This is a genomic window from Saccharopolyspora soli (assembly GCF_022678645.1).
GTDB lineage: Bacteria > Actinomycetota > Actinomycetes > Mycobacteriales > Pseudonocardiaceae > Saccharopolyspora > Saccharopolyspora soli.
On the sequence record NZ_JALBWV010000052.1, the window covers coordinates 58216 to 65404 of the forward strand.

Sequence of the window (7189 nt, forward strand, 5' to 3'; positions counted from 1 at the left end):
TGGCTTTCCCCTCCACTACACCCGCAACAATAAGGGCGCCTTCCTCCCGGGACCAGGAGGAAGGCGCCCTTCAGGCCCCGCTCAGGTCAGTTCGCGAGGGTTTCGGCGATCTCGTAGGTGTTCAGCGCCGCGCCCTTGCGGAGGTTGTCGCCGCAGACGAAGAAGTCCAGCGTGTTCGGGAAGTCCAGCGCCTGCCGGACCCGGCCCACGAAGGTCGGGTCACCGCCGACCACACCCGCCGGGGTCGGGAACACCCCGTTGTCGTGGTCGTCCTGCAGCACGATCGTCGGCTGCGCCTCGAACACCTGGTGCGCCTGCTCGACGGTCACCTCGCGCTCGAAGCTGGCGTGCACCGCCAGCGAGTGCGTGGTCACCACCGGCACCCGCACGCAGGTGGCGGACACCTTCAGATCCGGGATGCCCAGGATCTTGCGGGATTCGTTGCGGACCTTCAGCTCCTCCGAGGTCCAGCCGTCGTCCTTGCGCGAACCCGCCCACGGCACCACGTTGAGCGCCAGCGGCGCCTTGAACGGCGTCTCCTCCGGCAGCCCCGCCGCGGCCAGCGCCTCGGCGACGTCCCCGGCGCGCACGCCGACGCCCTTGCCCGCCACCGCGGCGATCTCCGCGTGCAGCCGTTCGATGCCTTCCTGACCTGCGCCCGAAGCCGCCTGGTAGGACGCGACGACCAACTCGCGGAGGCCGAACTCGCGGTGCAGCGCACCCAACGCGGCCATCATCGACAGCGTCGTGCAGTTCGGGTTCGCGATGATTCCCTTGGCACGCTCGTGCACCTTCGCCGCGTTGACCTCCGGCACCACCAGCGGCACGTCGGGATCCATCCGGAAGGCGCCCGAGTTGTCCACCGCGATGGCGCCGCGCTCGACGGCCACCGGAGCCCACCGCGCGGAGATCTCGTCCGGCACGTCGAACAGCGCGATGTCCACGCCGTCGAACGCCTCCGGCGCCAGCTCCACGACATTGCGTTCCTGGCCGCGCACGGTGATCTTCTTGCCCGCGGACCGAGCGGAGGCGATCAACCGGATTTCGCCCCACGGCACGGATTCGCGGTGGTTGATGATGTCGATCATGACGGTGCCGACCGCGCCGGTGGCACCCACGATCGCCAGCGTCGGAGCCTTCTTCTCCTGAGCCATCAGCGGCCACTCCCCGCGTACACCACAGCCTCCTCGTCGCCACCGAGCTCGAACGCGTCGTGCAGGGCACGCACCGCGTCCTCGAGCTGGGTGTCGCGGATCAGCACCGAAATCCGGATCTCCGAGGTGTTGATGATGTCGATGTTCACCCCGGCGTTGGACAGCGCCTCGCAGAACGTCGCGGTGACTCCGGGGTGCGAGCGCATCCCGGCGCCGACCAGCGAGACCTTGCCCACCTTGTCGTCGTAGACGACCTGGTCGAAGCCGACCTCGTCCTTGATCTTCTCCAGCTCGGCGACGGCCACCGCGCCGTTGCTGCGCGCCACCGTGAAGGTGATGTCGGTCAGCCCGGAAGCGGTGCTGGAGACGTTCTGCAGCACCATGTCGATGTCGATCTCGGCGTCGGCGACCACGCGGAAGATCCGCCCCGCGACTCCGGGGTTGTCCGGCACACCGCGCACGGTGACCTTCGCCTCCGACCGGTCGTGCGAGACGCCGGTGATCATCGCCTGTTCCACGGAAAGGTCCTCCACTGAGCCGGACACGATCGTTCCGGGCTTGGGTGTGTACGAAGAGCGGACGTGCAGCGGCACGCTGTAGCGGCGGGCGTACTCGACGGCGCGCAGGTGCAGCACCTTCGCACCGGTGGCCGCCATCTCCAGCATCTCCTCGTAGCTGATGCTTTCGAGGTGCTGGGCGTTGGGCACGATGCGCGGATCGGCCGTGTAGACGCCGTCGACGTCGGTGTAGATCTCGCACACGTCGGCGTTCATCGCGGCCGCCACCGCCACCGCCGTGGTGTCCGAGCCGCCGCGGCCGAGCGTGGTGATGTCCTTGGTGTCCTGGGAAACGCCCTGGAAGCCAGCGACCAGCACGACCTGGCCCTGTTCCAGCGCCTCCTGCACCCGGCCGGGCGTGACGTCGATGATCCGGGCGTTCTGGTGCGCCGAGGTGGTGATCACGCCTGCCTGCGAGCCGGTGAACGAGCGGGCCTCCGCGCCCAGGGACTCGACCGCCATCGCCACCAGGGCGTTGGAGATGCGCTCCCCTGCGGTCAGCAGCATGTCGAGTTCCCGCTCCGGCGGGGCCGGGTTGACCTGTTTGGCGAGGTCGAGCAGTTCATCGGTGGTGTCGCCCATCGCGGAGCACACGACGACCACGTCGTTGCCCGTCTTGCGGGTCTCGACGATGCGTTCTGCGACCCGTTTGATGCGATCAGCACTTTCGAGTGAGGAACCGCCGTACTTCTGGACGACGAGCGCCACGTGAAACAAACCTCCTCGACCCCTGCGGCCGCCCCGGGCGCGAGTTGTCCCCGCGCTGACACCGAGTGGACGAAGGCACCGGCACACCGCGTCGGCGGGCCGGGGAGCCCCGCGACCGGGCAATCGGCAGCGTCGGCCCACCAGGCCGAAACGGCCTTCTACCAGGTCGCTCCGCTGCCGGACTAGCCTACCGAACCGGTACCGCCTGACCCCAATCCGAATATCCGCCACTACCCTGTGGGACGCGATTGTCGACAAGAGCGGAGGACCCGGTTGTCCACCACTCCTTCAGCGGTCGATCCACCCGTCGGCAGCGTCGGAAACACTGCCGCTACGCAGCGGAAACAGTTGGGCACCGGGCTGCTGGACCGGGTTCGTCGGGGCTCGCCGCAGCAGTACCGGCTGATCGTCGCTTTCGGGCCAGCTGTGGTGTACCTCGCAATCCGGTTGGTCGGGTTGCTGGTGCTGGCATGGCTGTCGGCCGCCAACGACGAAGCGCTGGTCGACAACCTGCGGGCCTGGGACGGGCAGTGGTACCTGGAGATCGCCGAGCACGGCTACGGCGGGGTCAACCCGGACATGGTGGACGGCTTCGGACACCGCTATCCCGAGACGCCGCTGGCCTTCTTCCCCGGCTATCCGCTGTTGATCACGGCTTTCTCCTGGATACCGGGCGTCAGCACGACCGGTGGGGCGATCACCGCGAGCCTGGCGTGCGGCGTCGCGGCCGCCTACGGGTTGGCGCGGTTGGGCCGTCGCGTCGGCGGCTCGGACGGGGTCGGGTTGCTGCTGGTCGTGCTGTTCGCGGCGGCTCCGATGTCCGTGGTGCTGTCGATGGCCTACTCCGAGGCGATGTTCTGCGCCTTGTCGATCTGGGCGTTGATCGGGGTCATCGAGCGGAACTGGCCGCTGGCCGGGCTGTGCTGCGCGGCTGCCGGTCTGGTGCGGCCGACGGCTGCCGCGCTGCTCGGGGTCGTCGGACTGGCCGCGCTGATCGCGATCGTGCAGCGCCGCGACACCTGGCGCCCGTGGTTGGCGCTGGTGCTCGCGCCCGCCGGGATGCTGCTCTACATCGGCTGGGTGGGGTGGCAGACGAGCAACCCCACCGGATATTTCAGCCTCCAGCAGCGGGGTTGGTCGTCGGCGTTCGACGGCGGGGTTGCCACCGGGAAGTTCATGATCGAGTCGCTGACTTCGGACAAGTCGGTGCTGGAGACCTTCACGGTGTGGATCGTGCTGGCCGCGCTGGTGCTGCTGGTGCTGTGCTTCCGGCTGCGGATGCCGTGGCCGCTGATGGTGTTCGCCGCAGCGGTGCTGGTCCTGGATCTGGGCTCCGACGGACTGATGTACTCGAAGGTCCGCCTGATGTTACCGGCGTTCCCGCTGCTCATCCCGGTAGCGATCGGGCTGTCGCGACGGCGCACGACAACGGCGGTGACCACTGCGGTCCTACTGGTGTTCTTCGGCTCCTGGTTCGGAGCCTATTCACTGACCGCGTGGGACTACGCGATCTGATTACCCGCGCACGTGACGGAACGGGGTGAGGGGCACCCGTTACCAACTTACTTGGTAAAGGGTGCCCCTCACGCTTCACCTGCAGCTGTGGACATCGGGGCGCTCGGTGGCCAGACTCGCGGGCAGCGACTCAGGAGGTTTTCGTGACTGCCGAGGAATATGCGGTCGATGTACCGGCGAGCAAGCCCGCGGAGGCGTCAGTCCCGCTGCATCCGCTGGTGGCCGAGCGGTGGAGCCCGCGCGCTCTGGACGCGGTGGCTTCGGTGAGCGATCAGCAGTTCACCGCGCTTTTCGAGGCCGCCAGGTGGGCTCCGTCGTGGGGCAACACCCAGCCCGCTCGGTTTGTCGCGGGGCGACGGGGCGAGGCCACCTTCGACCGGATCCACGGCACGTTGTCGCGCGGGAACAAGGGCTGGACCAGCAACGCCGCGGTGCTGGCGATCGGGGTCGCGCTGATGGTCAACGAGGACGGCGAGCCGATGCCCTACGGCGAGTACGGGCTGGCGTTGGCGACCCAGAACCTGGTGCTGCAGGCGGTGGCCGAAGGGTTGTACGCGCACCAGATGGCCGGGTTCGACCGGGACGCCGCGCGCGCCGAGTTCGAAATCCCGGCCGAGTACGAACCGGTCATCGCGATCGCGGTCGGCGGCCTGGGCACGCTCGACGGGATGCCCGAGCGACTGCGGGAGAAGGAACTCCGCCCGCGCACCCGCAAACCCCTGTCCGACCTGGTCTTCGCCGGTACCTGGGGCAAGCCCCTGTTCTGAGCCCCCGGTTCGTCAGCCCGTTTCCGCTGCTCATGTGATCGTCTTGACCATCCTCGCCAAGGTCGACCGGGCGATGCGCCAGCCCGTCCCGGTGCGCTGAGTCGGGGCGGATGTTCCCGAATTTCCTAAAATCGGCGGCCCTTTCGCGGGTGAGCCTAGGTCTGAATTTGTCGGAAATTGGGTTTCCCCTGGTGTTGGGGGGTGGCCGGTCGGTGCGCAGGGAGGGGCGCCGCACCGACCGGCCCGCGGGGCGCCTCGATGCCGCCGGGGGTCGGGGGAGCAACCGGCATCGAGGGCCCAGGTTTTAGGCACCCCAGCCAGGCGGCCGGGAGCACGGGTCAAGACCGGCACCTAGAGGTGGTGGAGGGCGTCGAGGACGCGGCGGTGGACCTCCAGCGGCGGCGGTTCGGAGGCGTGGTTGTCCGATGTGGATAGTCGGCTGGTCGTCTCGCGGGCCGCGTCGGGTGCGGATTCGTGGAGGCGATGTCGGCCGCCTCGTTCTCGTTGTTGTCGTTCCGCCTCGACGTGGGCGATCAGTTGCCAGACCGTGAGAGCTCCTTCGCCGCCTCCGGCGTGCTGGGGGCGGTAGGTCTTCCAGTAGGTCGCGAGGAGGAAGAACGCGGGAGCGGCGGCGATTGCGGCGATGTCCGGGAGCACGGCGAGCATTCAGCTGATCCTTCCGATCGGGGTGCCGGGGCTTTTTCCCTGAGCAGCAACGAAATCTCGTCGAGGGCGGTGGCTGCGGCGGCGAAGTCGTCGGCATCGAGATGGCCCCCGCCGACGTGGTAGGCGAGGTCATCGAGCAACCATTGGGTGCGCCGCAACAGAACCGCCAACCCTGCGGTGTCAGCGCTCATCGCGCGGCATCTTCCGCTCGACAGTGCCAAGAACCACTTGTGCTCGTCGGGCTATCCGGTGCGCTTCGGTGTTGCAGTCACCGCAGGTCGACCACAACCAGCCGAGTTCGGAGTTATCCGCCGACAACCGCTGCTCGCACAACGTCGACACCGCCATACCTGTCGGATAACCCCCACCTGGCCGGGAATCCAGACTCGCGTGCCGCTGCCCCTCCGCAGGAACCCAGTGGAAGGGATGCATCAACACCACCTGCCAATCACGTCTCCATCGTTTCCAGTTCTAGAAAACACTGGAAACGAAATGTTGACCATTCCCACATCGGGTGATGTTGAACAGCGAAAATGAGCTTATTCTGTGTTGCATGGCTGGAAACACTCGAACCCCCAAAGCACGGGCGTTGGGTGCAGCGCTGCGCGCAGTGCGCGAAGAACGCGACTGGGGTCTGCGGCAGCTTGCGAGTTACATCGACTGCTCACCCGGCACGCTCTCGCGATGGGAGACCGGCGATCGCTGCCCGAAATCCGCAGATGTGGCAAGGATTCTGGCGACCCTCGGGGTCACCGGCGAGCAGTACGACGAGATCCTCGCCATGGCGGAGGGCACCGCAGCGTCGCACTGGCTCGCCGTGAGCCTTCCCGAACAACGTCAACAGCTCTCCGCGCTGCTTGAGTTCGAACGCACCGCGAAGGCCATCACGAATGCAGCACCCTTGCTGGTACCCGGACAACTCCAATCCACGGCGTACGTTCGAGCCATCATGACGGCCGGAGGCGTACCTCCGGACGAAGTTGAGACCCGAATTGCGGTGCGAGTTGGCAGACGGGATGCGATCACTCGCCGAGACAACCCGGTGCAACTTTCGACTGTCATCGGTGAGGCAGCCTTGCGACAGCTCGTCGGCGGGCCACAGGTCATGGCCGATCAGTTGGACCACATGCTCGATCTATCGGAGTTGTCGAACGTCGATGTTTGGGTGGTTCCGTTCACCAGCGGTTGGCACCCAGCCCTTGAGGGGCTATTCGTGTTGTTCGAGTCCGACGAGGCTCCACCGGTCGTACACCTGGAGAACCGCAGATCAGGGTTGTTCCTGCATGAACCCGCAGACATCGAAATCTACCGACTGGCGGCCGAAACGGTGTTCAGCGTGGCACTGGATCCGGCAGAGTCGAGGAAGTACATCGCCGAGATCCGCAAGGAAATGGAGACCACGGGATGACTTCAGTGAGCGGCTGGAAAAAGTCCAGCTATAGCCAGAACACAGAGTCCTGCATCGAGGTCGGACACGTGACCAACTGGCGGAAGTCGAGCCAGAGCCAAGCCTCCTCCGACTGCGTCGAGGTCGGCGCACTGTCGGGCGGCGCCGCGGTGCGGGACACGAAGGATCGGGATGGCGGGTTCTTCGTCGCGACTCCTTCGCAGTGGTCCGACTTCCTCACCGCCGTCAAGGCTGGTCGGTTCGAGCGCTGAGACGCACCGCACGTCGCGGCAGGGGTGGGGGGGGGGGGGGGGGGGCCCGGGGCGGGGGGGGGGGGGGGGGCCCCCCCCCCCCCCCCCCGCGGCCGGTGGTGAAGCAGACGACGTTCGCGCCACCGGCCACGATGCCGGTCACCGACACCGGGTCGTAGCCCGG

The 7189-nt window shown here is 67.3% G+C and carries 9 protein-coding genes; 4 read left to right on the forward strand and 5 right to left on the reverse strand.

Features of this window, described 5'->3' with window-relative positions; translation table 11 throughout:
• Nucleotides 1-86: 86 nt before the first annotated feature.
• Both MOQ72_RS31800 and MOQ72_RS31805 read right to left on the reverse strand, forming a co-directional pair.
• A complete protein-coding gene (locus MOQ72_RS31800; RefSeq protein ID WP_242189445.1) occupies nucleotides 87-1154 on the reverse strand; it encodes an aspartate-semialdehyde dehydrogenase in 1068 nt (355 codons plus the stop codon).
• A complete protein-coding gene (locus MOQ72_RS31805; RefSeq protein ID WP_242189446.1) occupies nucleotides 1154-2419 on the reverse strand; it encodes an aspartate kinase in 1266 nt (421 codons plus the stop codon). The genes MOQ72_RS31800 and MOQ72_RS31805 overlap by 1 nt, the downstream gene beginning before the upstream one ends.
• Nucleotides 2420-2692: 273 nt before the next feature.
• Between MOQ72_RS31805 and MOQ72_RS31810 the strand changes: the two genes are divergently transcribed.
• A complete protein-coding gene (locus MOQ72_RS31810) occupies nucleotides 2693-3934 on the forward strand; it encodes a putative hexosyltransferase (protein ID WP_242189447.1) in 1242 nt (413 codons plus the stop codon).
• 143 nt (nucleotides 3935-4077) lie between these two features.
• Entirely contained in the window at nucleotides 4078-4701 is a 624-nt protein-coding gene (locus MOQ72_RS31815) for a nitroreductase family protein (protein WP_242189448.1), read from the forward strand.
• Between the two features lie 351 nt (nucleotides 4702-5052).
• On the opposite strand, the gene MOQ72_RS31820 is transcribed toward MOQ72_RS31815, so the two are convergent.
• Complete coding sequence (locus MOQ72_RS31820) at nucleotides 5053-5367, reverse strand: hypothetical protein (protein WP_242189449.1); 315 nt, start codon at nucleotides 5365-5367, stop codon at nucleotides 5053-5055.
• A gap of 180 nt (nucleotides 5368-5547) precedes the next feature.
• On the reverse strand, nucleotides 5548-5799 hold the full coding sequence (locus MOQ72_RS31825; protein ID WP_242189450.1) for an HC3 family zinc finger protein: 252 nt from the start codon (nucleotides 5797-5799) through the stop codon (nucleotides 5548-5550).
• A gap of 121 nt (nucleotides 5800-5920) precedes the next feature.
• Here MOQ72_RS31825 and MOQ72_RS31830 point away from each other — a divergent pair, with 121 nt between their 5' ends.
• Both MOQ72_RS31830 and MOQ72_RS31840 read left to right on the forward strand, forming a co-directional pair.
• Complete coding sequence (locus MOQ72_RS31830) at nucleotides 5921-6775, forward strand: helix-turn-helix domain-containing protein (RefSeq protein ID WP_242189451.1); 855 nt, start codon at nucleotides 5921-5923, stop codon at nucleotides 6773-6775.
• Nucleotides 6772-7026 carry a DUF397 domain-containing protein gene (locus MOQ72_RS31840; protein WP_277954964.1) on the forward strand — a complete coding sequence of 85 codons (255 nt, stop codon included), beginning with the start codon at nucleotides 6772-6774 and terminating at the stop codon, nucleotides 7024-7026. The genes MOQ72_RS31830 and MOQ72_RS31840 overlap by 4 nt, the downstream gene beginning before the upstream one ends.
• Here MOQ72_RS31840 and MOQ72_RS31845 read toward each other — a convergent pair.
• A partial coding sequence (locus MOQ72_RS31845) for a UxaA family hydrolase (RefSeq protein WP_277954965.1) occupies nucleotides 7001-7189 on the reverse strand: 189 nt, incomplete at its 5' end. The two genes, MOQ72_RS31840 and MOQ72_RS31845, sit on opposite strands and share 26 nt — an antisense overlap.